Below are 23,291 nucleotides of genomic sequence, written 5' to 3'. Positions count from 1 at the left end.
CTGCTTTCCTTGACGCTATTTCATGCGCGGCGGGCATTCGCCGCGCAGCATCTTCTCGAAACCTTCACCGCGATCGATCATCGGCAGAGGCGCAGTCCGCTTCGCCAGCAGTTCCGCACGCTGTTTGAGCGTCGCCGCGGCATCGATCGTGTAGCCATCCTCGTCATCGCCCGGTCGAGGAGCAAGAATGACGCCATAATCGTCGCGCGCGCTCGCAAGCGAGATACGACCTTCGGTCGCATCCTTCGCCACGAGGTCCGGCTCGCGCTCGAGCGCGTCGCCCCAGCCGCCGCCGCCGGTCGTGACGACACGCACGACCTGACCGGCCACGACCGGTTCGCCGTCGACCAGGCCGCCGAGATCGCGCGGCGCGCCTTCAAGATCGACGGTGACGCAGAAGGGCTGTCCCGCCTTGCCGCCATTGAGGCCGTAGCAGCCGAGACGGACGCGATCGGCCGTGACGATGGTGCGGCAATCGACCAGCGCGCGGTAATGCTTCTCGTAGCCGAGACCGCCGCGGCGGAAGCCCGCGCCGCCGGAATCGGTGCGCAAGGCCAGCTTCTCCACCAGCAACGGGAAACGCGTTTCAGTGAACTCGGCCGGCTGGTTGCGCGAGTCCGGCACGATATGGATGGCATCGTTGCCGTCGGCGTAATAGCGCCCGCCCGAGCCGCCGCCGAGCACCTCGCGCGACAGGAACTGCTTGCCGTTCTGGTCCTTGCCGAAGAAGCCGGTGTAGCGGATCGTCTCTTGATCGGCCGGCATGCGGCCGTCGACCGCCTGCGCCACCACGCCGGCGAGCAGACCAATGCAACGCAACAGCACAAAGGAGCGCGCATTGGTCGCCGCCGGCCATTCCGGCGTGATCAACGTGCCTTTCGGCGGGAAGATAACGTCGAAGATCTCGCAGACGCCTTCGTTGACGTGCAACTCGGCGGCGCGCTCGGGCGTCTCGGCGAGGTTGCGCAGGATCGGCGCGATCCATTTGATCAGGAAGGCGCCGTCGGCGTAATCGGCCGGCCAGTTGATCGGCCCCGACGATTGCGGATCGGTGCCGTTGAAGTCGAGCGTGATGCGCCCGCCCTTCTTGATCATCTTCAAGGAGAGCTTGTGCAGCTTGGGATCGGTGACGCCGTCGTGCTCGACGTAGTCTTCCCAGACATATTCGCCGTCGGCGATTTTGGGCAGCAGCTCGTTGCGATAGATGTCGCGGCACTTGTCGAGGATCGCCTGGAAACACGCTTCGACCTGCGCCCGGCCGAAGCGCTCGAACAGCGAGGCCATGCGGCGCGCGCCCATCAGGCAGGCCTGCACCTCGCTGTCGATATCGGCGGCGAGCATCTCCGGCACGCGCGTGTTGCGCTTGAGGATGGTCATCACACCCTCGTTGCACACGCCTTCGCTGTAGAGCTTCACCGGCGGAATGGCGAGACCTTCCTCGAACACGGTGACGGCCGTGCCCGGCATCGAGCCCGGCACGCGGCCGCCGACATCGTCGTGATGACCGAAGGCCTGGATATAAGCGACGACTTCACCGTCGTGGAACACCGGCACGGTCGAGCACAGATCGGGCAGATGGCCGATCGAGCCTTCCGTCAGATACGTGTCGTTCATCAGGAACACGTCGCCGGGCTTCATCGTGTGCGGCGCGAAGTCTCGCACCACCGCATTCGGCATTGCCGAGTAGGAACGGCCGGTGAGCTTGCGGCAGTATTTGTCGAACAGGCCGACGCGGTAATCGTGCGCTTCGCGGATCATCGGCGAGCGCGCCGTGCGCTCGATCGCGAATTCGATCTCGGCTTCGATCGAATTGAGCGTGCCTTCGACGATCTGGAGGACGATCGGATCGACCGCGACCTTGGTGCCCTTTGGCGCTGTCGGCCAGGGCTTCACATCGGCGGGAGAGGCGGCGGCGCGGATGTTCATGGCAGAGCGTCTCCACTCCCCTGCCCCACAAAGGGGGAGGGAACAGAAGCCGCACGCACGATCAGAATGCCGTGTGGGTCGACCTCCAGCGTCTGATCGGGGAACACTACGGTCGTCGACCCGAACTCTTCCACCACCGCAGGGCCTTGCAGGCGGAAGCCCGCGGCCAGCGTGGCGCGATCGTAGATCGGCGTGTCGGCGTAATGGTCGAGAAAATAGACGGGGCGCGTCCCCTTCGGCGCCGCTTTCGCGGTGGCGAGAGACAGCTTCGGCATACTCGGCCGCTCGATGACGCCGAACCCCGAAACGCAGAAGTTCACCAATTCGATCTTCTGCTTGCCGGCATAATTGTAACCGAACGTGCGCAGATGCGCGGCGTTGAAAGCCTCGATCAGTTGGGCCAGGAACGCCGCATCGACGGCGCCGCCGGGCGCCGGCACGCGCACTTCCATCGACTGGCCGGCGTAGCGGACATCGGCTTCGCGCGCGAGACGGATACGCGAAGGATCGATGCCGTCGCGTTTCAAGGTCTCGGTCGCTTCGCGCTCGAGCGCGGCATAATGCGCGGCGATCGCGGCGAGGTCGACGCTATCCTCGTGCATCACCTTGGTGACGATCTGATCGGTGCGCCAATCCACCGCGAGCAGACCGAAGGCGGAGAGATTGCCCGGGTTCGGCGGCACGATGCAGGCCTTCATGCCGAGCAGGTCCATCACCGCCGGCGATTGCGCGGGCCCCGCCCCGCCGAACGACAGCAGCGCGAAGCCGCGCGGATCGATGCCGCGCTGGACTGTCATCTGTCGAATGGCATTGGCCTGCGCCCAGTTGGCGATCTCGATAATGCCGTGCGCCAGCGCCTCCGGCGTCATATTGCCGGGCAGGCGTTTGGCCAGCGCGGCAATGCCGGCGCGCGAACGCTCGATGTTCAGCGCAATGCCGCCGCCGATCAACGCCGGCGGAATGCGGCCGAGCACGAGATTGGCGTCGGTGATCGTGGGCTCGTCGCCGCCGTTCGGATAGCACATCGGCCCAGGCACGGCCCCAGCGCTGCGCGGGCCGACCTTGAGATGACCCTCACGCGAAATCCAGGCAATGGAGCCGCCGCCGATGCCGATGGTCGCAATGTCGATCATCGGAATGCGCACGGGGAAAGGGCCGACCGAACCGCCATTGGTGAGATGCGGTTTGGCCTTTTCGATCAAACAGAAGTCGGTCGATGTGCCGCCGGCGTCGAGCGTCACGAGATCGGGAAAGCCGGCAACCTCCGCGATCACCGCCGAGCCGAGCGCACCGGCGGCGGGACCGGACAAGGCTGTCGTGATCGGCTTGCGCAGGATCTGGTCGGCGCTGGCAACGCCGCCTGAGGATTGCATCACCAGGAACGGTTTGTCGCGCAAGGACCCAAGCTCGTCGTGCACGCGCTTGAGATAACGGTCGAGATAAGGCTTTACGAACGCGTCCACCAAGGTCGTCACCGCGCGCTCGTACTCGCGATACTCCGGCAGCACCGCGCAGGAGAGCGACAACGTCGCTTCCGGATATTCCTCGGCGACGATCTCGGCCACACGCCGCTCGTGCCCGTCGTTGGCATAGGAATGCATGAGGCAGATGCCGATGGCTTCGACGCGCTGGCGCTTGAAGAAACGCGCCGCGGCGCGCACGCTGTCCTCATCCAGCGGGCGCAACTCCTCACCCTTGAAGGTTAGACGGCCGCCGACTTCGCGCACGAATTGCAGCGGCACCAGACGCTCGGGTTTCACCCAGAAATATGAGTTGCCGTAGCCTTCCGGCACCGATTGCCGCGCGATCTCCAGGATGTGCCTGAAGCCCTGCGTCACGATGAGACCAAGCGAACGGATATCGCCCTGAAGCAGCGCGTTGGTGGCAACCGTCGTCCCGTGCGCGAGACCGAGCACGTCACCGGGGCCGGCACTCACCGCATCGAGAATGGCATTGACGCCGCGCACGAGACCGACAGCCGGGTTGGCCGGTGTCGAGGACACCTTGGTAACGCGCATTGCGCCGGTATCGGAATCGACAGAAACGATATCGGTGAACGTGCCCCCGGTATCGATGCCGATGCGAAAACGTGCCTTGTTTGCGGTCATGCCGAAATTATCGACAGCCGCTGCGCGACAAGTCCAAGACTGAATGACGATATGGCTATCGGATTTTCCGATAGCGGCCGGCCGCCCCGTCAGAACGTATTCCGTTTAGACAGAACCGGCCCCTCCTCCCGCGGAAGCGGAGACCCAGCGCCGAATACGCTGACGCTCAAGCTCGCGCGGATTCGCGGTACGCGGGAATGAGCGGACTAAGCTACTTCGCCTTCGACGGCTCGTCCTTGAGCGCGTCACGCAAGGCGTTCAGATAGCCTTCCTTGCGGCGCGAAAGCGGCTGCCGCCTTCGGAACAACGACAGCGCAACGCTGCGCGCCGGTGTGATCGACATCACCTTCAGCACGCCGAGCGCCGCTTCGTTCGCCGCGCAGGCCCGCGGCACGATGGCAATGCCTTTGCCGGACTGCACGATGGCCTTCATCGTGTCGATGTTGTCGACAATGGCGAGGATGTTCGGACGAATGCCGAGATCGGTGAACAGCGACAGCACGACCTGACCGTAGCCGACCGAAAGCTCGTTCATGATGATCGGCTCGGCCACCAGGCCGCCGATATCGATCGGCTGGCGCGAGCGCGCGAGCGCATGCTTCGGATGCACGATCAGCGCCATCTCGACTTCGGTCAGCCGGTCGAAAACGAGGCCGGCAGGCACACGATCCGGTTCGGATTCGATGGCGATGCCGGCGTCGATCCGCTCCTCATGCAGTTCGTTGAAGATGCTTTTCGTCGGCGCGGTGACGATCTCGAGCCGAGCGCCTGGCATCGTCTCTTCGAGATTATTGAAGAGGCGCGGCATGAAGATCTGCGCCGTGCCGGAGCCCATGCCAATGGTGAAGGTGTCGAGCAGCGCGCCGCGCAGGCGCCGCGCGGTGTCGCTCAGGCTCAGGAGATCGCTAGCGATACGTTCCGCTTCGTAGAGGAACGTGCGGCCGCGCTCGGTGACGTCGATGCCGCGCGGCCCGCGCTTGAACAGCGGAAAGCCGGCCTCCTCCTCGAGCAGCTTCACCTGCTCACTGACGGCCGACTGCGAGATGTTCAGGCGTTCGGCCGCCTTGGTGAAGCTGCGCAACTTGGCGACGGCCAAGGCATAACGGATTTGCCGGAATTCCAAGCCCTGATCCCCCGACGGCGGACGCGCAAGGGATCAGCTTATGAGAATGTTCGCGCCGGCGCTATGGCGCCGCCTTGGCGAACGGCACTTTCACCTCGACCAGGATATTCCGATATGTCCACCCGCTGCGGTTGATCAGCTCGTGTGGAATGCCCGGTTCGCGCCACAGCGCCATGCCCGGCTTTTCCTGCGTCGGCTTGCGGCGACCATCGGAAAAATGCATCTCGTTGTCGCCGTCCGTCAGCGGGATCACGATGTAAGGCAGGTCATGGCGATGCCAAGGCTGGCGATCGCCTGGGTCGAGATTGAGGCCCCAGACGCGCACATACTCGTTTTCGAAGATGATTTCGTCGCCGATCGGCCCGAGCGGAGCCGAAGGATCGAAGGTGTCGTCAGCCATACCTCAACTCCGCAGGTTGTTTCAGGCGCTCAGCGCCGTCAGATTGTCCTCGACGACGCGCTTGCGTTCGTCGCCTTCGAGCCAGGCAAGCTGCGCCTGTGGTTCAATGACGCCCATCGGGAACGGCCAATCGGAGCCGAACACGACGTGCTTCTTGCCGAAGATGCTTGCCGCCAGGTGCAAAGCGCCACGTTCGTGGGTAATGCAATCGACCCACAGGCGCTGCAGGGCCACGCGCGGCGGCTCCAGCGACTTATCGACGCCGGGGCGATCCGTATGAAACGCCCGTTCGAAACGTCCGGCGAGCATCGCCGCTGCACCGCCGCCGTGGGCGAAGCAGAACTTGATGTTGGGATATCGCTCGGCGATGCCGCCGAACACGATGTGGGCGATGGCGACGGTCGTCTCGTACGGATTGCCGAGCAGGTTGGTGAGATAGAACGGCGTCAGCCGCGCATCGTCGTTCTCGCCCGGATGGAAGAGAACGAAGGCGTTTGCCTTATCGAGTGCCTGCCACAATGGCGTATAGGCGGCGTCCGAAAGCATGCGGCCCGGTCCGCCGGATGGCGCGCTGAAGCGGTGACGACCCGCGGCGATGGCCCGGGCCGCGATGTCGGCGGCGAGCGCCGGATGTTCGATCGGCAGATGCGGCAGGGCCGTCAGGCGGTTCGCGTGGCGCTGCGCGATATCGGCGAGACCGCGATTGACATAGTCGCACCACGCGGCGGCGGCGCTTTCGGACAGGTGCTGGCGATAAAGCGGTGGCGGCGCCGAAATCCATGCGGCGCCGATGGCATTCGCGTCGAGCCAGGCGATCAGTTTGTCCGGCGCATAGAGCGGCTTCATGCCGAGCGTGTGGCCGTCGACCGTCATCGCGCCGGCGGCCGCATCCCAGGATACGCCGTCGATGCCGGCGAGCGCCGCCGCGTCGACCGGCACCAGATGCGTGTGAATGTCGAGCTTGATCGGCTGCACGGCGCTCTTCCTATTGTCCGACGATGCGCCGGTAGAGATCCTCGGCGAGGCCCTGCTTGATCGGCATCATCGCGGCGATGTGATCGTCCGGCCGCACCAGCACCAAGGTGTCGGGCGGGCAGCCGATGCGCTTGAACAGCCGCCCACCGACGTCGAGCAGCGCGCGGTCGCGCAGGCCGGAGTCGAGCGGCGCGTCCCAACGCGATACGATGTAGTGTTTGAGGCCCGGCAGCGATGCCTTCGGCACGGCCGGCTGCCGCCGCGCGTCGGTGAAGTAGAGCGCGAGGAAATTGTCGTCGACGAGATCGTGCAGCCGGTGCGGTCTGCCGTCCGGGCCGTGCAGGTCGACGTCCGGCATGCGGTCGCCGACCTGAAGCGGCTCCTTGCCCATCTTCACCATCGACCACTGCGCGCTGTCGTCGACGCCGAGGCGGACGCCGAGCAAGGTGCGCGTCGCCGCAAGCCCCCAGTCGCTGCCCGACATGACGGCCGACACGTCGCCCTCGCCGCTCATGTATTTGCGCGCCTGCTCGGCCATCTCGCCCGAACCGTTGACGGCCAGCGGCCGCTGCTCGCGCGCATAACCGTCGAGCAGCGCGTCCGTTGCCCAGCCGCGCGCCACCCAGGCGAGCCGCCACGGCAGACTGATCGCGTCGAGGATGCCGGTATTGAGCCCGAGCGCCCACATCGGCGTGATGAGATGCGCGGCGTCGCCCATCAGGAACACGCGGTCGCGCCGCCACTCGGCGGCGATGCGATGATGCACGCGGTAGACGACGGTGTTGATGACCTCGAGCTTGTCGACGTCGCCGATGAAGCGGCGTACTTTCTCACCGAAGGCATCGTTGGTCGGCGGCTCCGCGTCCGGCGGCAGCGGAAACAGGAAGCGCCAGCAATGCGGCTGGCGCACCAGGATCATCCACTCCTGCGGATCGGAGAAGTAAGCGAGATAGGGATAATCCCGCGGATTGGCGATATCGAGATCGACCTTGAGATCGACCAGCATGTAGCGCACGTCGTGCGACACGCCCTCGACCGGAATGTCGAGCTGCGTGCGCACCGTGCTGCGCCCGCCGTCGCAGGCCAGCAGGTAGGAGCCTTCGACCTCGCGCGGCCCCTCGGGCGTGTCGAACGTCGCGATGACGCCATCGGCCGTCTGGCGAAACGACGTCAGCCGGTGCTTGAGATGCAACGCCCCCGGGCGCCGCGCCTCGAGGCGCTCGCGCAGCACCGGCTCGAGATGATGCTGCGGCAGGTTGATGACGAAGGGATAGCGCGTGTCGTCGACCAGCACCTCGGTGCGCACCGACGAGGTCGGCGTATTGGTCGCGCGATCGAGACCGCCGATCTCGTCGACGCGCAACGCCTTGGCGAGCACGTCGTCCGCCACGCCGTAACGGCGGAAGGCTTCGAGCGTCCGCGTCAGGATCGTGCCCGCCTTGGTGTCGAGCGACAGCGTCTCGTCTTCTTCGAAAAGCCGGAACGGCAGGCCGTAGAAATCGAGCCCCAGCGCCGTGGTCAGACCGACCGGACCCGCACCGACGACAATGATCGGCTTCATGCCACGGCCCTCTTCAATCCTCACGCGCCGGATAAGCGAAGTCGCGACTGACGAGCGACGCCGTCATTGTCGCCGCATCCGACAGCAGGAACATCAGCGGGCCGACGACATCCTCCGGCGCGCCGACGCCGATCGAATTGCGCCAACTCGCGTCGTCCGGACCCGCATTGGCGGCGCGGTACTGCGGCGTATCGATGACGCCCGGCGCGATAAGATTGAAGCGCACCCGATGCGTCGCCACTTCCTTCGCCGCGCTCTTGGCGAAGGCGATCATCGCCCCCTTTGTCGCGGCATAGGCCGACGCTTCCGGCCAACCCTGATGGGCGAGCCCCGAAGAGAAGGCGACGATGCTGCCACGACGGCGCTTGATCATGCCGCCGATCACCGCCTGATAACACCAGACGACGCCGTTGAGGTTGATGTTCAGCACGCGCTGCCACTCGGCCGGGTCCATCGCATCGACCCGCGTGCGCGGCTGGATCGCGGCGGCGCAGACGAGACCGTCGATGCCGCCGTACTCCTTCTCGATCGCCGCGAAGGCGTCCATTACGGCCGCGCGGTCGCTGACGTCGAGGTCGCGCGCGGAAACCGACGGCGCCTCGCGCGCCAGCGAGTCCATTGCCGCCCGGTCGCGATCGAATACGACAACGCGCGCGCCGGCCGCGGCAACGGCCTTCGCCAAGGCGCGGCCGATGCCGTTCGCCCCGCCGGTGACGACGATCACATCATCTTTTGCGTCGAAATGCGCCTTCATCGTCGCAGTCCGCGTGTCAGGCGTTGGGCAGCACGGCGATAGCGTTGATCTCGATGAGATAGTCCGGCGACGTCATCTTCGTGATCTCGACCATGGTCGAGGCCGGCAGCGGCGGCTTGAAGTATTCGCGACGCACAGCGTGGATCTTCTCGAAGTGCTCCATGTTGCGTACATAGACGTCGACGCGGACGATATCGTCCAGCGTGCCGCCTGCCGCTTCCACCGCCGCCTTGACGTTTTCGCACACCTGGCGCGTCTGCTCGGTGATGTCGCCGATGCCCGCGATGGTGCCGTCGGGCTTGCGCGCCGTCATGCCGGAGATGAACACGAGCTTGCCCCGCGCCTCGATGACGGTCGCCTGCGAGAAGTGGCCGTTCGGCTGGCGGAGCTTGTCGCTTGTGATTTGTTGCTTCATGGTTCTCTCCTTAACTGGCCGTGAACATTGCGTTGAGGTCGACGCCGACCTTGGCGCCCGCGTCGATCAAGCTGCGGACGGTCTCGGGGCCGAGCTGGCACCTGCCGGCGCTCTTTTCGCGCGCGTGATATGCGAGCTCGCCCGGGGCATAAACTTGGTCGACGCCAGGCGCGCGTTTGGAGGCGGAGACGCGCGCGATCTGTCCGGCAGTCCGGTCGGCAAAGGCGCCCGCCGGAAAGTGGCCGACATCGATGGCGAGAAACAAATGGCTGCAGCGGTAAGGCTGCGCCGGATCGCCGTAGAGCGGACGCACTTCCGGGCCGATGGCACCGTCGGATAGACCGCCACACAGCATGTCGATCATGAAGGCAAGACCGAAGCCTTTCGGCCCAGCCGCCGGCAGCAGCATGCCCTTGATCGCCGCATTGGGATCGGTCGTCGCACGACCTTCGTTGTCCGCCGCCCATCCCTCCGGAATTGATTTGCCGGCCGCGGCAGCGAGGCGGATCTTGCCCATCGCCGTTGCGCTCAACGCAAAGTCGGTCTCGGCATGAAATGGCCCTTTGGTCGGCAGCGCGATCGCCAGCGGATTGTTGCCGACCAGAGCTTCCGCGCCGCCCGGCGCCGGCATCAGCGGCCGCGTGTTGGACATCACCATGCCGATGCAGCCTTGATCCGCGATCAGCCGCGCGTAGCGACCGGCCGTGCCGAAGTGAAAGGCATTTCGCACGGCGACTGCGGCGAGGCCGATGTCACGCGCGCGCGTAACCGCAAGATCGACGGCTTGATGCGCGGTGAGCTGACCCAACGTATTGCCGGCATCGATGACAATGGCACCGTCTTTATTCCACACCACCTCTCCGGCGGACGCCGTGGAAATCGACCCCTTGAGCAAACGGTCGAGATACATCGGGATCAGCATCACGCCATGCGAGGCGACGCCTTCAAGATCGGCGGCGACGATGTCCTCCGCGACCAGAGCCGCATCGCCCAGCGCGACGCCCGCCGCGGCCAGGATCCGGGCAACGCCTTTTGTGAGCTCCGCCGCGTCGATGGCGACCGGCGCGTCAGCCCGGGCCTCGGCCATCAGCGCGCGTCCTCGTCGTTGTCGTACCAGCTCGGCCGCATCGGATAATGCGGGCCGTCATAGATCTCAACGACAATGGTCTCTTCGTGCGCGATCGTCGGGCCATGCACATTGCCCTTCGGGTTCCAGTAGAACGAGCCGTCGCGCAGCACGAGACCGTTGTGCTTGTACTCGTAGTGCCCCTTCAGCACGAACATGAACTGGTTCGAGGCGTGCATATGCGGCTCGGGAATGCTCGTGCCTTTGTCGAACTTGATGAGGCAGATGGAGGCGCCGGTCGCGTCGTCGCGCCAGAGCACCTTCTCGTAAACGCCTTTCAGCGACTTGGGACGCCAGGTCAGCTCGTCGCTCTTGATCAGAACCTCTTGGAGACTAGGCATGCCGGCGGGCATCTGCGGCTGGGTGCTCACGGTGTTTTCCTCCTCAATCGGAACGATGGCGATCGGCGCGGGCGCCGCCACGCGCATTTTGGATTTGCGACAGACGTTGTTTCAGGCTCGAAATGTGCTCGCGCATGGCGTCAGCGGCCGCGTCGCCGTTGCGCTTGGCGATCGCTTCCGCGATGGCGGTGTGTTGACGGTTGCTGCCCTGGATATCCAGCGTCTGCCATAGATGCAGATACCAGTAGCGCCAGGACCGTTCGTGCAGATTGCGCGCAAAGTCGCTGAGCACCTGGTTGCCCGACATGTCAGAGATCTTGCGGTGGAAGGCACGATCGCTGGTAGTGAAAGCGTCGATGTCGGAGATGTCCGGATCGGACTTCTGCACGCTGGCAAGCGCCTTCAGCTCCGCCGCGGTCTCGGCCGTGGCCCGCTCGGCGGCATGACGCGCCAGCTCCGGCTCCACCGCCATGCGCGAATCGAGAATCTTGATGATCTCGCCGATGCTGTCGGGCAGCACGATGACGCCCTTGCGCGGCATGATCTCGACCAGGCCGTCGATCTCCAGCCGCTGCAGCGCCTGGTGCACCGGGGTGCGGCCGAGGCCGAGCAGCGCGCAAATCGCGCCCTCGTTCAGATATTGCCCGGGCAGGAAATACACCGTGATAATGCGTTCCTTGAGTTCCTCATAGGCGCGCGCCACCAGCGAGCCGCCGCGTTCGCCCTTGGGCTTCTCGCTGCGAACAGACTTCTTCTTCGTCGCCGGCCGGCCCGCGGATTTCGGCCGTCCAACTTTTTTCTTCTTGGTGACCTTCTTGCTCACCAACTGCTCCCTAATGTCGTTCGGCCGCCGGCGGCAGCCAGGGCGCGATCAGCCATTCAGCGCCCTCGACCAGGAGATAAACCAGAAGCCCGAGAATAGAGAGAGCAAAGAGCGCGGCGAAGGCGAGCGGGGTATCGAGCTGCGAGGTCGCCGTCAGCAGCAGAAAGCCAAGGCCCTCGCTCGAGCCGACGAACTCGCCGATCACGGCACCGATGACGGCGAGCGTGATGGCGACCTTCGCGCCGGTGAGGACGAACGGCAGGGCCGCCGGAAATTGCACTTTGAACAGGATCTGCATGCGCGAGGCCTTGAGGCTGTGCGCAAGCTCGATCAACTCCTTGGGCGTCGCCCGCAGACCGGCCGCCGTATCGACGATGATCGGGAAGAAGGCGACGAGCCAGGCGATGGCCAGTTTCGACTCCAGGTCGGGACCGAGCCAGACCAGCACGATTGGCGCCAGCGCCACCTTCGGCACGGACTGAAGGGCGACCAGCAGGGGATAGAACATCAGGTTCAGCGTGCGCGAATTGGCGACCGCAACAGCCATCGGCAGCCCGAGCAGCAGTGCCAGACCGAAGCCGTATAGCGTCTCCTTGAGGGTCACCCAGCTTTCGCTCAGCAGCAGCGGAAAATTGGCGACGAACGAAACGACGACCTTGTCCGGGGTCGGCAAGACCACGGTCGGCAACCGCCCGAGCCAGCACGCGAGCGCCCAGGCCGCGACGACGACGACGAGGCCGGAAAGCGGATAGAAGATCCGCGTCACCACATTCATACTCATCACGCCGCCCCTTCCACATGCGGGACGATGCCGAGGGCTTCGCTGGCGGTTCGCTCCGCCTGCGTGAAGGCGGGGGTGAAGCGTGTCGCCTGGCTGCGTGGATAGGGCAGCGAAACGGAAATCTCCGTCGATACCCGCGCCGGCCGGCGGCTGAACACGATAACCTTGTCGGCGAGATAAACCGCCTCGGCAATCGAATGCGTCACGAACAGCACTGACGCGCCGGTCTCCTTACGGATGCGCAGCAACAGGTCGTTCATTTCCAACCGGGTCAGCTCGTCCAGCGCGCCGAAAGGCTCGTCCATCAGCAAGAGATTCGGCTGATGAATGAGCGCGCGGCAAAGCGCGACACGCTGCTGCATGCCGCCCGACAACTGGTGCGGCCGCGCCTGGTGGAAGGCCGACAGTCCGACGAGCTCCAACAACTCCCCGGCCCGCACCCGCGCCGCCTTGTCGCTGCGCTTGAGAATTTCCATCGGGAACAGAACGTTGTCGATCACCGAGCGCCACGGCATCAGGCTCGGCGCCTGAAAGACGAAGCCGTAATCGCCGAGCGGCTCGTTGATCTCGCGGCCGCCGATCATGACCGAACCCGACGTTTTGGAGATCAGGCCGGCGACGATGCGCAGCAAGGTCGTCTTACCGCAGCCGGAAGGCCCCAGCAGCGCAACGAGCTCGCCTTTCTCGAACGTGAAGCTCGCGTCGTCGAGGGCGACGACCGGCTCCTTGCCGCCGGAGCCAGGGCGAACCGGAAAAACCTTGCGCACGTTTTTGATCGTACCGAACGCCATCGGGCCCCGTTCAATTCCATCGAGGACTCGTTCACCCGCCGGCCCGGGCACAAGCCTTGCTTGCTTCAGATGTTTCCGCTCGCGAAGTCCTGCGGGACAGGCCGGGCGCTCGAAGTTGCCGCCGAAAGCAGCACTCCGGAGGCGCCGATGCCCACCCATCAAGCTTGCATGTCATCTGAAATATCTCATAGTATCTCACCTGTCAATCGAGCGAGAGCGTCGATTTAGTCCGATTTCATCGCATGTTTTGCGTGACGATGACGTGCAAGGGGAGAGCGGTCATGTCGAAATTCAAGGTGCTGGCGGCGCTCGCGCTGACGGCGGTCACGATGCTCGGAGCGCCGGTCAGGGCGCAGGAACGGGACGTCAAATTCATTCTCGACTTCATCAGTCTCGGCCGTCACGCGCCGTGGTACGTCGCGCTCGGCAAGGGCTACTTCAAGGAAGAAGGCCTCAACGTCACCATTCTGCCGTCCAAGGGCACGGCGGACGCGATCCGCTCCGTCGTTTCCGGCATCGCCGACATCGGCTTCATCGACGTACCGAGCTTGGTCGCCTCCGGCTCCGCCGGCGGCGCCATCAAGATCGTCGCGGTGAACTACCAGAAGGCGCCTTACTGCGTGTTCACGCTCGATCCGGGCGCCAACATCACCGAGCCGAAGCAACTCGCCAATCTCGAGTTCGGCTCGAGCACCTCGTCGTTCCTGCCGCGCATCGTCCAGGCCTTCATGGAAATGAACGGCGTCGACAGCAAGACGCTCAAGGTCATTAACATCGACGGCGCGGCGCGCGTCCCGATGCTCGCGGCGCGCAAGGTGCCCTCGATCGATCAGTTCATCATGAGCGAGCCGTCGATCCGCCGCGCGGTGACCGACGCCAAGCCGAAATGCCTGCTGCTCAGCGACTTCGGACTCGACATCTATTCCAACTCGATCGGCACCACCGAAGAGTATCTGACCAAGAATCCCGACGTGGTGAAGAAGTTCGTGCGCGCGGCGCTCAAGGGCTGGCAGTACGCGCTCGCCCATCCCAAGGAAGCGGCGCAGATCCAGATCCAGTACGTGAAGGCGCTCAATCCGGACATCATCGCGGAGGAGGTCGAGATCCTCAAGCGCATCGCGATCACGCCGGAGGTCGAGAAGAACGGCTTCGGCATCGTGTCGCTCGACAAGATGAAGAAGACCGTCGACTTCATGAACAACAATGTCGACATCCCGGGCGAGAAGCTGACCGCCGAGCAGATCTACCGGCCGGGCTTCCTGCCGGAAAAGCCGATCCTGCCGCAATAAGTAAGAATGTACCCACCTCCCGCGCCGCGGTAGCGGCGTGGGAGCTTTCCATTGGCAAGATGTTGGGAGTGAAAGCGGTGCGCATACGTCATATGTGGGCGGCGCTCGTCCTGTTCGTCGCCGGCACGGCGGCGGCCGGCGCCCAGACCTTCCCCAGCCGGACGGTCACCATCGTCTCGCCCTACCAGGCCGGCGGCACCAGCGACATCATCGCGCGCCTGATGGCGCAGAAGCTCCAGGAGCGCTGGGGCAAGCCCGTCATCGTCGAGAACAAGCCCGGCGCCAACGGCGGCGTCGGCGTCAACACCGTCACAAGCGCCGCCCCCGACGGCCACACGCTGCTTGCCGTGGCCTCGAGCGCGCTGACGCTTAACCCGATCTTCTATCCTAAGTTAAGTTACGACGTAGCGCGTGACCTCGCGCCGATCACACGCACCGGTCTCGTCGCCAATGTGCTGGTCGTCACACCCTCGCTTCAGGCCAACAACGTGCCGTCGCTTATCGCGCTGGCAAAGGCCAAGCCCGGCATGCTGACTTATGCCTCGCAGGGAAGCGGTTCGAACGGCCAGGTCACGGGCGAACTGTTCAAGCAGCGCGCGGGGATTGATCTGCTCCACGTGCCGTACAAAGGCAGCGCGCCCGCCGTGCAGGATCTGCTCGCGGGCCAAGTTAATATGATGTTCGACAATCTGCCGTCCGTGCTTCCGCTCATCCGCGCGGGAAAGCTCCGCGCACTCGCGGTCACTACAGCACAGCGCGCCCCGCAGCTGCCTGATACGCCGACAATCGCCGAATCCGGATTACCCGGCTTCGACACCAGCGCGTGGTTTGCACTGCTTGCGCCGAAGGTGACGCCCGAGCCTTTACGCGCAGAGATCGAACGCGCCGCAATCGCCGTTCTCATGGCGCCCGACACACGCGATCGCCTGCGCGAGCTTGGCGTCGAAGTCGCCGCCGACGGCTCAGCCGAGCTTCAGCGACGTATCATCGCCGAATCGGCGATGTGGCGCGACGTGATCACCAAAGCGGGCATGAAGATCGAATAGCTCGCGCTAGACGAACCTGAAATCGTCGGCTGTCAGGTTCTGCACTGTCGTGTTTTGCAGTTCGACGGAGTTGTCGGCGTCGAGCGTTATGACCACGCTCGTTCCCTCCTGCGCTGCGTGCGCCTGCACGGCACCGAAGTCGGCGAACAAGGTGTGGTCGAACTGAATGGTATCGTGCGTATCGCCGGTGTTCTGAAAATCGGTGATGACGTCCTTGCCGAAATTCGGCGAGAACACGAAAGTGTCGTTACCGGTCCCGCCGGAGAGAAGATCGTTACCGCCGTTGCCCATCAGCTTGTCGTTGCCGCTGCCGCCATAGAGGAACTCATTGCCGGTCCCGCCTTGCAGGGTGTCGTTGCCGTCGTCACCGAATAGCTGCGCGGACGCAGTGCCGCCCTTCAGGCTGTCGTCGCCGGCGCCGCCGTGCATGATATCCGCGCCGCCGCCGCTCGACAGATAGTCGGTGCCGTCGCCGCCGTTGATGACGTTGACAGCGCCGCTGCCATAAAGCTGGTCGCGGCCGGCATCGCCGTTCAGCGTCGTGCCGGTGTCGCCGGTGCCCGTCTTGATGATGTCGTTGCCGTCGCCGCCGTTGATCACGCCGCCGCCGGCGCCGCCGACGAGCGTATCGTTGCCGGGACCGCCATTGATGAAATCGTCCCCGGCGCCACCCGAGATCGAATCATTGCCGGGACCGCCGTCCAGCGTGTCGTTGTCGGTCGCCGCCCCGTAGAACAGGTCCTGGTGGCCGGCCATGTCGTAATGGATCGCCCGGTTGCCGTAGAGGTTCCAGGTGCCCGGCGACGACGGATTGGTGGCATCGGCGACGGTCAGCTCATGCCCGTTCACCGTGATGCCCTTGATATACAGGTTCCGGTCGCCGTCCGCGGTGGCGATGTCGTTGACAAAGCCGACATCCAGGCTGTCGATCGGGCCCGAATTGTGGAAGCTGAACGTGTAGCTCTGATAGTCGGACGGATCGGCAGCGTTGTGGAACTCCACCGTGTCGCCGATCTGCTGGCCGTTGACCCGCAATTGCATCTGCGCACCGACGCCATCCACGACCGAGCCGTAGCCCTTGATCGTTACGACCGTCTCGGTCAGCGGCGCGATCTTGTCCGGGCCGCCGACGATCGTGTCATCCCCCGCGCCGCCGCGGATCACGTCATCGCCGAGCCCGCCACTCAGCACGTCATTGCCACCGCCGACGTCGATCAGATCGGCCACCGGCGAGCCGTCGTCGTGGATCGCGGGCGGCTGTTCGTGGCCGCCGAACCAGTCGGCAATGAGCTGCTCGGCCGGCTTGCCCATCGGCGAGTAGCCGGTCGGCGAGTACAGGTTGTCGGCGTCCCAGTTCCAAATCTCCATGCCCTTGAACCAGCTGCCGCCGTGCGAACTCATCACCTGGAACAGCGCGTTGAACGCATCGGCCTGCTCTTGCACGTCGGTCGCGCCATCGCCGCGCCAGCCACCAGGGCTGATATTGGTGCCGTCCAGGCTGCGATAGCCGACCTCGGTGAAAAGCACCTGCTTGTCGTACTGAGTCGCCAGCGAGTGAAAAAAGTCGACCGGCGATTGGTAATCCATCGCCGCCGCCCAGTAATTGTCCTTCGGCATATTGTTCCACGCCGCCATCATTTCAGAGACGGACGGATCCAGTTCCGACGTCAGCGGCGGATAAGCGTTGATGCCGATGACATCGACCTGATCCCAGAAGCTGACATTGTGCGCCTCGTCGGTCGCCGCGGAATAGGTGATCTCGCCGTGATAGACCGCGCGCACCTGGTCGATGAGACTGGTCCATTCGTCGTGGTACTGCGCGCCGGTGAAGCCGCTCATCTCGTTGCCGATGGAGAACGATTCCGCGCCGGCCTGCTCGGCAACGCGGGCATATGCCACGATCTGCTGCGTATACGAGGCAAAGAAGGCATCCGGATCGGTCGGCGTGAGCTGTCCGGGCCCGGCGCCGTCGAGGCTCGACAGCATCGGTTTGACCATCACCGAAAGCCCGAGCGCGTGCGCATTGGCGATCGCGGCCGCGACGTTGTCGACCGTCTCGGTCTTGGCCGGATCGGCGACGACGTCATTCGAGCTTCGCGACTGGGTAAACAGACGCGGCGCCAATTCGATCGAATTCGAATGAGTGCTCGCGATCTCCCCCATCGCCGACTGCGCCGCGCTGCTCAAGAACTGACCATTATAGTTCGAGAGAAATCCGAAACCTTGAACATCGAAAACGCCGGCCATGGCGCGCACTCCGTATTTGCCGCGGACATCAACATTCGGCCAACTCGTTGCCGATTGAACCGTTCCGCAATCGGACTGTTATCGCCTCGACAAAGCTTCGGCGTCTTCGTCCGCGCGAGTGCAAACATTTGACCCATTCACAGCCGACGCTCAACGAGAATACGATCGCGCGAGGCTGCCGGCTCGACGTTCCAACTCATTCGATTTTTAGCGATCGCGCACTGTCGCATACCTGTCAAAGCGCAGACATTGTCGCGATCGAGGAGATGACCGATCATTGCAGCGAGTGGACCGTGACGGATGGGAATGCATGAAAGAACCGTCGGCGTGGGCGCGCCGACACGCCGGAACACACGCATCGCCGAGCGCCTGAAGGAATGCCGTGGCGCCTTTGTCGCCGTCGGTATCTTCAGCGCGGCAATCAATGTGCTGATGCTCACCGGCTCGCTCTTCATGTTGCAGGTCTACGACCGGGTCCTGCCGAGTCACAGCGTCCCGACTCTCGTCACCCTCTTCGCCGTCGTCGTTCTGCTCTACGCGGCGCTCGGTCTTCTCGACATGATTCGCGCGCGCATGCTGGTCCGCATCGGTCATGCGCTCGACGAGGAGATGAGCGGCGACGCGTTCCGCGCCGTGGTTCAGGCGCCGTTGCACGCAAAGGTCGGCGCGGATGGGCTCCAGCCCCTACGCGATCTCGATCAAATCCGCTCGTTCCTGTCGAGCGCCGGCCCGTCGGCTATACTCGATCTGCCGTGGATGCCGTTCTATCTGCTCTTGTGTTTCGCGTTCCATTGGTGGATCGGCGTCACCGCCACTGCCGGCGCACTTATTCTTATCGCCACCGCGCTGCTGACCGAGCTTCTGGTTCGCCGCGCGACAAGGACCATCACCGCCGACGCCGCCGCGCGGCTGATGCTGGCGCAAGCAAGCCGGCGTAATGCCGAGGCGCTCACCGTCATGGGCATGGTGAACCCGGTTGGCGCGCAGTGGCAGGCCGCCAATCAGCGCTATATGCACGGCCATCGTTGCGGTTCCGACATCGCGGTCACGCTGGGCGCCTTCTCGCGCGTACTGCGAATGCTGCTGCAATCCGCCGTGCTCGCGGTCGGCGCGCTGCTGGTGATCCGCCAGGAAGCGACGGCTGGCGTGATCATCGCGAGCTCGATCCTGACATCGCGCGCTCTGGCGCCGGTCGAACTCGTTATCGCCCATTGGAAATCGTTCGTGGCGGCGCGCCAAAGCGGACGACGGCTGTCGGAACTATTGTCAAAGCTGGATGCGGGTGCTGTCCCGCTGGCGCTGCCAGCGCCGACGCGAACGCTCGATGTCGAGCTTATCAGCGTGCGCCCGCCCGGACGCGCGACCAATGTCGTTCAAGGCGTGCGCTTCACGCTCAAGGCCGGGCAAGCCCTCGGCGTGATCGGACCGAGCGCTTCCGGCAAATCGTCCCTCGCCCGCGCACTGGTCGGCGCCTGGCCGACAGTCGCAGGCAAGGTGCGCCTCGATGGCGCGGCGCTGGAACAGTGGCCGGCGGAAGCGCGCGGCCGTCACATCGGCTATCTGCCGCAGGACGTGGAACTGCTCGATGGCACGGTCGGCGATAACATCGCCCGCTTCGAACAGAATTCCGACGCGGCGGCAGTGATCGCGGCCGCGCGCGCCGCCGGTGTCCACGAGATGGTTCTGGCGCTGCCGCATGGTTACGAAACGCGCATCGGCGAAGCGGGCCAGGCCTTGTCCGCCGGACAACGCCAACGCATCGCGCTCGCGCGGGCGCTCTACCGCGACCCGTTCCTGGTCGTGCTCGACGAACCGAATTCGAATCTCGATGCCGACGGCGAACGGGCGCTGACCGCTGCGATCGCCGGCATTAGGACGCGCGGCGGCGTCGTGGTGGTGATCGCGCATCGGCCCTCCGCGCTCATGGCCGTCGATCGTGTGGCGGCGATGGCGAAGGGTGAGATCCACGCCTTCGGCGAGCGCGATGATGTGTTGCGCCAAGTTCTGCGGCCAGCCGCCGGCAGCCGCATCAATGCCGCGTCCGAACCACGGTTGGCAACGCCATGAACGACGCTCGCAAACCGCGCGACGCCATGCGTTCGGCCTATCGTCACGCCCTCGCCGGTGTGCTCGCTCTGGTTTTGCTGGTCGGCGGCTTCGGCGGCTGGGCCGCGACAACACAGATCGCCGGCGCCGTGATCGCGTCCGGTGTCGTCTCGGTCGATACGGAGGTCAAGAAGGTTCAGCATCCGACCGGCGGCGTCGTTGGCGGACTGTTCGTGCGCGACGGCGACGCCGTGAAGGCCGGCCAAGTGGTGGCGCGGCTCGACGAGACCGTCACGCGCGCCAACCTCGCGATTGTCGTCAAAAGCCTCGATGAGTTGATGGCCCGCGAGGCGCGACTCGAAGCCGAGCGCGACGGCGCCACGGCGCCGGTCTTTCCTTCCGCTTTGATCGACCGCGCGCAAGACGCCGAGATCGCACGGCTGATGACCGGCGAACTGCGGCTGTTCGCGCTGCGCAAGAGCGCGCGGCAGGGACAGAAAGATCAGCTCAAGGAGCAGATCGACCAGCTCAACGAGCAAATCCAGGGCCTGACCGGCCAGGCCGAGTCGAAGAGGCGCGAGATCGAGCTCGTCTATCGCGAGCGCGACAGCGTGCGCGAGCTTTGGCACAAGAATCTGGTGCCGATTTCCCGCATCACCGCGCTCGAACGCGACGCGGCGCGGCTCGAAGGCGAAGGCAACCAACTCGTGGCATCGATCGCGGAAGCCAGAGGCCGAATCTCGGAGACGCGGCTGAAGATCATCCAGATCGATCAGGATCTGCGCAGCGACGTCGCCAAGGAATTACGAGAGATCCAGGGCAAGATGGCCGAACTCGGCGAACGCAAGATTGCGGCGGAAGATCAGCTCAAGCGGATCGATATCGTCGCGCCGCAGGAAGGCTATGTGCACGAGCTTTCGGTGCATACGATCGGCGGCGTCATCTCGGCCGGCGAGCAGATCATGCTGATCGTCCCGGATCACGACGCCTTGACGGTGGAAGCGAAGATCGAACCGCGCGACATCGACCAGCTTTATGTCGGCCAAATCGCCAGGCTTCGCTTTCCCACCTTCGATGTGCGCACGACGCCGGAGGTGGACGGCGCCGTCGCCACCGTGTCGGCGGACACAAGCCAGGACGAGAACACGCATGCGAGCTACTACAAAGTGCGCATCCGTTTGCCGGCCCAAGAGATCGCGCGACTCGGCGGCAGGAAACTTGTGCCAGGCATGCCCGCCGAAGCCTTCATCGAGACGGATGCCCGCACACCGCTGTCTTATCTCAGCAAGCCGCTGACCGACCGGCTCACCAGGGCCTTTCGCGAAAAGTAGAAAGTCGCTTTGCCGCGCGGCCGCGCGGCCGCGCGAGACCAACTTGCTACGCCGCTTCGATCCAGGTCAGGATCGCTTTTGCGATCGCATCGCTGTTCTTCTCAAGCATCATCATGTGGCCATTGCCGCTGATCCCGTGGTCGGCGAGCATCCAGAAATCGGCTTTGGCGCCATTCTGGTTCAGCCATGCCGCGATCGGTTCGTCGAGTTCTCGGGGATGATCGACGTCGTCGGTACCGATCACGATCAAGACACGCTTGCCGGCATACTTCGAAAAGTCGACGACTTTCATCTGTGCGCCGCCGATGTTGAGCCGCTGGTAGAGCAGCCGCGGCGCGATCGGCTGCAGCGACGCCGCATAGCGGGCGACATATTCGCGTGGGAACTGCGTGCTCTTGCCGACAAGCTTAGACAGCGTGAAATTCGACGAAGCGACGAACGGCGCCTTGCGGTCGAGCGTGTAGTTCGTCGTGCCGCGCACCTCCACCGTGTCTGGCGTCTCGTTCACGATTGACGCAGCCGGTTGGATATTGCCCGGCGGACCGGGCGCGACCGCGACCAGTTTGGCGATATGATCGCCGTAACGTTCAAGCAACTTCCAGCCATAGGGGCCGGACATCGAATGCGTCATCACAATCGCCGGCTCGCCGAGCGTTTGGAGCGCCTTACCCAGCCCATCGACGATCGTTTCACCGGTGAGCTTGTCGCTCGGGACGTAGCCGCTGCGGCCACTCCCCGGCCAATCGACAATCATCACGCGATGACCGGCTTGAGCGAACACGTGCGCCCATCCAGGACGCCCGTCCGCCGTCATCAAGTAGCATTGGCCGGTATGCGCGCCGCCGTGGACCAGGAATAAAGGAGGCTTCTTCGTGGCACCGCCGGCCGGCTCGATCACTTCATAATATGTGACGGGCTCCTCTGTTAGCCCGCTGGCGTAACGCAGTCCTGCGCGATCTTGCGCGTCTGCCGATGTGGCGGCCGGCAGCGCGAAAGCCGTCAGCCCGATCAACTTCCCCGCCTCACGCCGCGAGAAACCGCGCGCGTCCGAACGCTCCTTCATCCTCGGCTCCTTCAACGGCCCACTTGGGACAGGTCGGCACCACGGCGGCTTAGAGGTCATTTTGCCGGTTTGTAGAGAATGTCGAACAGTCCCTCGACATCCTTCGGCGTCATCGGCTGCGCGATGTAGCGATACGTGACGGCATCTTTCAGTGCGAGATCGAGACCCTTGATCTCGCCGACCTGCATCGTCGCTTTCGGATAGAACTCGTCGCGCACGTGACGCGCCGTATCCACCGACACCTTCGCGATCTCCGCGTAGTGCTCGAGCGCTTTCGGATTCTGATAGGCCCAATCGATCGCGCGGGCATAGGCTTTCATATAACGCGTGAGGGCATCCCTTTTGGCGGCCACCGTTTCGGCCGTCGCCAAATTGACGCGTATAGTCTGGTTGGTGAATTCGGGCAGATCGCTGCCGCGCGCCACGATGGCGATCTTGCCTTCGGCGATTTCGCGCAGGCCGAAGGGCGGCACGGACCAGCCTATATCGATCTGCTTTGTCATGACCTGCGTGAAGGTCGCGGGCGTGCCGCCCGTCGCGACGGGCTTGCCGTTGACCCCCGCGCGCTTGAGCAGCGCGAGCAGCATGAGATTGGTCGACGAGCCCGGCGAGGAGAAGGCAATGCTCTTGCCGTCGGCATCCTTCAGCGATTTGATGCCGCTATCGGTTCGCGCATACCAGAAGGCATCGGTGGCGCCTGTCATCTCGGCCGAGATGACGCGCAGTGGCGCGCCTTTGCTATAACGGCCGATCACGCCGAGCAGACCGTTCGACATGCCGACGTCGACGCTTCCCGACATCACGGCCGCCAACGTCGCGGCGCCGCCATCGGTGTAGAAGAACTCGACGTCCAGCTTCTCGTCCTTGAAGAAGCCTTCGCGCTGCGCGAACTCGACGAACGAGCTGTCCCAGAACCCGCGTTGGGATACGGCGACCTTCAGACTTTGCGCATGCGCCAGGGGAGCAACGAAAAGGGCGAGTGACGAGACGGCAATTGCGGACAGCCAGCGCATATTTTCCTCCCACAGTATGATTATGTCGCTCGCGACGGAACGAGCGTCGGCCTGTTGGCGGCCGCTTGTATTACTCAGTATACGCTTAATCAGTACGCTCGCAATGTCGTCGGACCGCGGAACTCGGCCGAG

Annotated in this window: 20 protein-coding genes; 4 read left to right on the top strand and 16 right to left on the bottom strand. The window is 64.4% G+C overall.

Annotation, left to right across the window (positions count from 1 at the left end; translation table 11 throughout):
* Positions 1–15: 15 nt before the first annotated feature.
* From DW352_RS20440 to DW352_RS20380, 13 genes are all read right to left on the bottom strand, one after another.
* Positions 16–1,926, bottom strand: a complete 1,911-nt coding sequence (locus DW352_RS20440; RefSeq protein ID WP_115693064.1) for a hydantoinase B/oxoprolinase family protein — start codon at positions 1,924–1,926, stop codon at positions 16–18.
* Positions 1,923–4,034, bottom strand: a complete 2,112-nt coding sequence (locus tag DW352_RS20435; RefSeq protein WP_115693063.1) for a hydantoinase/oxoprolinase family protein — start codon at positions 4,032–4,034, stop codon at positions 1,923–1,925. The genes DW352_RS20440 and DW352_RS20435 overlap by 4 nt, the downstream gene beginning before the upstream one ends.
* A gap of 211 nt (positions 4,035–4,245) precedes the next feature.
* Positions 4,246–5,157, bottom strand: coding sequence for a LysR family transcriptional regulator (locus DW352_RS20430; protein WP_115693062.1), 912 nt, complete (start codon positions 5,155–5,157; stop codon positions 4,246–4,248).
* A 61-nt stretch (positions 5,158–5,218) separates the two neighbouring features.
* Complete coding sequence (locus DW352_RS20425; protein ID WP_115693061.1) at positions 5,219–5,557, bottom strand: AraC family ligand binding domain-containing protein; 339 nt, start codon at positions 5,555–5,557, stop codon at positions 5,219–5,221.
* A 21-nt stretch (positions 5,558–5,578) separates the two neighbouring features.
* Complete coding sequence (locus DW352_RS20420) at positions 5,579–6,532, bottom strand: amidohydrolase family protein (protein ID WP_162827087.1); 954 nt, start codon at positions 6,530–6,532, stop codon at positions 5,579–5,581.
* Positions 6,533–6,542: 10 nt separating this feature from the next.
* Complete coding sequence (locus DW352_RS20415) at positions 6,543–8,093, bottom strand: FAD-dependent monooxygenase (RefSeq protein WP_115693059.1); 1,551 nt, start codon at positions 8,091–8,093, stop codon at positions 6,543–6,545.
* A 13-nt stretch (positions 8,094–8,106) separates the two neighbouring features.
* On the bottom strand, positions 8,107–8,847 hold the full coding sequence (locus DW352_RS20410) for an SDR family NAD(P)-dependent oxidoreductase (protein WP_115693058.1): 741 nt from the start codon (positions 8,845–8,847) through the stop codon (positions 8,107–8,109).
* A gap of 16 nt (positions 8,848–8,863) precedes the next feature.
* Positions 8,864–9,262: a RidA family protein gene (locus DW352_RS20405; protein ID WP_115693057.1), complete on the bottom strand. Its 399-nt coding sequence runs from the start codon at positions 9,260–9,262 to the stop codon at positions 8,864–8,866.
* Positions 9,263–9,272: 10 nt separating this feature from the next.
* Entirely contained in the window at positions 9,273–10,349 is a 1,077-nt protein-coding gene (locus DW352_RS20400; protein ID WP_115693056.1) for an Ldh family oxidoreductase, read from the bottom strand.
* The gene (locus DW352_RS20395) at positions 10,349–10,759 is read right to left on the bottom strand and encodes a cupin domain-containing protein (RefSeq protein ID WP_245434198.1); all 411 of its coding nucleotides are present in this window, start codon (positions 10,757–10,759) and stop codon (positions 10,349–10,351) included. Before DW352_RS20395 ends, DW352_RS20400 begins: the two co-directional genes overlap by 1 nt.
* 13 nt (positions 10,760–10,772) lie before the next feature.
* Positions 10,773–11,552, bottom strand: coding sequence for a GntR family transcriptional regulator (locus DW352_RS20390; RefSeq protein WP_162827085.1), 780 nt, complete (start codon positions 11,550–11,552; stop codon positions 10,773–10,775).
* 10 nt (positions 11,553–11,562) lie between these two features.
* On the bottom strand, positions 11,563–12,333 hold the full coding sequence (locus tag DW352_RS20385; RefSeq protein ID WP_115693054.1) for an ABC transporter permease: 771 nt from the start codon (positions 12,331–12,333) through the stop codon (positions 11,563–11,565).
* Complete coding sequence (locus DW352_RS20380; protein ID WP_115693053.1) at positions 12,333–13,124, bottom strand: ABC transporter ATP-binding protein; 792 nt, start codon at positions 13,122–13,124, stop codon at positions 12,333–12,335. Before DW352_RS20380 ends, DW352_RS20385 begins: the two co-directional genes overlap by 1 nt.
* A gap of 281 nt (positions 13,125–13,405) precedes the next feature.
* Between DW352_RS20380 and DW352_RS20375 the strand changes: the two genes are divergently transcribed.
* A complete protein-coding gene (locus DW352_RS20375; RefSeq protein WP_162827084.1) occupies positions 13,406–14,413 on the top strand; it encodes an ABC transporter substrate-binding protein in 1,008 nt (335 codons plus the stop codon).
* A 77-nt stretch (positions 14,414–14,490) separates the two neighbouring features.
* Positions 14,491–15,459 (top strand): Bug family tripartite tricarboxylate transporter substrate binding protein, encoded by a 969-nt coding sequence (locus DW352_RS20370; protein WP_162827083.1) that lies wholly within the window; start codon positions 14,491–14,493, stop codon positions 15,457–15,459.
* Positions 15,460–15,465: 6 nt separating this feature from the next.
* Here DW352_RS20370 and DW352_RS20365 read toward each other — a convergent pair whose 3' ends face one another.
* Positions 15,466–17,706, bottom strand: coding sequence for a glycoside hydrolase family 113 (locus DW352_RS20365; RefSeq protein ID WP_115693050.1), 2,241 nt, complete (start codon positions 17,704–17,706; stop codon positions 15,466–15,468).
* Between the two features lie 306 nt (positions 17,707–18,012).
* Here DW352_RS20365 and DW352_RS20360 point away from each other — a divergent pair, with 306 nt between their 5' ends.
* Both DW352_RS20360 and DW352_RS20355 read left to right on the top strand, forming a co-directional pair.
* Complete coding sequence (locus DW352_RS20360) at positions 18,013–19,773, top strand: type I secretion system permease/ATPase (protein ID WP_115693049.1); 1,761 nt, start codon at positions 18,013–18,015, stop codon at positions 19,771–19,773.
* On the top strand, positions 19,770–21,083 hold the full coding sequence (locus DW352_RS20355; RefSeq protein WP_115693048.1) for an HlyD family type I secretion periplasmic adaptor subunit: 1,314 nt from the start codon (positions 19,770–19,772) through the stop codon (positions 21,081–21,083). Before DW352_RS20360 ends, DW352_RS20355 begins: the two co-directional genes overlap by 4 nt.
* A gap of 46 nt (positions 21,084–21,129) precedes the next feature.
* Here the strand turns inward: DW352_RS20355 and DW352_RS20350 are convergent, their stop codons facing one another.
* Complete coding sequence (locus DW352_RS20350) at positions 21,130–22,146, bottom strand: alpha/beta fold hydrolase (RefSeq protein ID WP_162827082.1); 1,017 nt, start codon at positions 22,144–22,146, stop codon at positions 21,130–21,132.
* Between the two features lie 56 nt (positions 22,147–22,202).
* Positions 22,203–23,159 carry an ABC transporter substrate-binding protein gene (locus DW352_RS20345; RefSeq protein WP_115693046.1) on the bottom strand — a complete coding sequence of 319 codons (957 nt, stop codon included), beginning with the start codon at positions 23,157–23,159 and terminating at the stop codon, positions 22,203–22,205.
* Positions 23,160–23,291: the final 132 nt, after the last annotated feature.

It is taken from the genome of Pseudolabrys taiwanensis (assembly GCF_003367395.1).
In the GTDB taxonomy this organism is placed as follows: domain Bacteria; phylum Pseudomonadota; class Alphaproteobacteria; order Rhizobiales; family Xanthobacteraceae; genus Pseudolabrys; species Pseudolabrys taiwanensis.
The sequence above is the reverse complement of the archived record's forward strand: the minus strand, read 5'-3'. Positions and strand labels throughout refer to the sequence as shown.

Bases quoted from the DNA above. Each gene is read 5' to 3' on its own strand.
- DW352_RS20440 (WP_115693064.1), bottom strand. From the start codon at position 1,926: ATGAACATCCGCGCCGCCGCCTCTCCCGCCGATGTGAAGCCCTGGCCG.
- DW352_RS20435 (WP_115693063.1), bottom strand. From the start codon at position 4,034: ATGACCGCAAACAAGGCACGTTTTCGCATCGGCATCGATACCGGGGGC.
- DW352_RS20425 (WP_115693061.1), bottom strand. From the start codon at position 5,557: ATGGCTGACGACACCTTCGATCCTTCGGCTCCGCTCGGGCCGATCGGC.
- DW352_RS20415 (WP_115693059.1), bottom strand. From the start codon at position 8,093: ATGAAGCCGATCATTGTCGTCGGTGCGGGTCCGGTCGGTCTGACCACG.
- DW352_RS20410 (WP_115693058.1), bottom strand. From the start codon at position 8,847: ATGAAGGCGCATTTCGACGCAAAAGATGATGTGATCGTCGTCACCGGC.
- DW352_RS20405 (WP_115693057.1), bottom strand. From the start codon at position 9,262: ATGAAGCAACAAATCACAAGCGACAAGCTCCGCCAGCCGAACGGCCAC.
- DW352_RS20400 (WP_115693056.1), bottom strand. From the start codon at position 10,349: ATGGCCGAGGCCCGGGCTGACGCGCCGGTCGCCATCGACGCGGCGGAG.
- DW352_RS20385 (WP_115693054.1), bottom strand. From the start codon at position 12,333: ATGAGTATGAATGTGGTGACGCGGATCTTCTATCCGCTTTCCGGCCTC.
- DW352_RS20380 (WP_115693053.1), bottom strand. From the start codon at position 13,124: ATGGCGTTCGGTACGATCAAAAACGTGCGCAAGGTTTTTCCGGTTCGC.
- DW352_RS20375 (WP_162827084.1), top strand. From the start codon at position 13,406: ATGTCGAAATTCAAGGTGCTGGCGGCGCTCGCGCTGACGGCGGTCACG.
- DW352_RS20365 (WP_115693050.1), bottom strand. From the start codon at position 17,706: ATGGCCGGCGTTTTCGATGTTCAAGGTTTCGGATTTCTCTCGAACTAT.
- DW352_RS20360 (WP_115693049.1), top strand. From the start codon at position 18,013: ATGCATGAAAGAACCGTCGGCGTGGGCGCGCCGACACGCCGGAACACA.
- DW352_RS20355 (WP_115693048.1), top strand. From the start codon at position 19,770: ATGAACGACGCTCGCAAACCGCGCGACGCCATGCGTTCGGCCTATCGT.
- DW352_RS20350 (WP_162827082.1), bottom strand. From the start codon at position 22,146: ATGAAGGAGCGTTCGGACGCGCGCGGTTTCTCGCGGCGTGAGGCGGGG.
- DW352_RS20345 (WP_115693046.1), bottom strand. From the start codon at position 23,159: ATGCGCTGGCTGTCCGCAATTGCCGTCTCGTCACTCGCCCTTTTCGTT.